This window comes from Paenibacillus apis, assembly GCF_018333295.1.
In the GTDB taxonomy this organism is placed as follows: Bacteria; Bacillota; Bacilli; order Paenibacillales; family Paenibacillaceae; genus Fontibacillus; species Fontibacillus antibioticophila.
The window spans coordinates 1-216 of the sequence record NZ_BORS01000095.1 but is presented as its reverse complement, the minus strand read 5'-3'; the positions used below and the strand labels follow the sequence as shown (position 1 = coordinate 216).

Here is a 216-nt window from a genome sequence, read left to right as displayed (position 1 = left end):
CGGCTTAACCTTGCTTGCAAACGTAACTCGCCGGTTCATTCTACAAAAGGCACGCCATCACCCGTGCGTTTTCCGAGGAAAATCGCATAGGGCTCTGACTTCTTGTAAGCACACGGTTTCAGGTTCTTTTTCACTCCCCTTCCGGGGTGCTTTTCACCTTTCCCTCACGGTACTGCTTCACTATCGGTCGCTAGGGAGTATTTAGCCTTACCAGAT

The 216-nt window shown here is 50.5% G+C and carries 1 rRNA gene; it reads right to left on the bottom strand.

Annotation, left to right across the window (positions count from 1 at the left end):
• A 23S ribosomal RNA gene (locus KI362_RS25470) occupies positions 1-216 on the bottom strand; the annotation flags it as partial.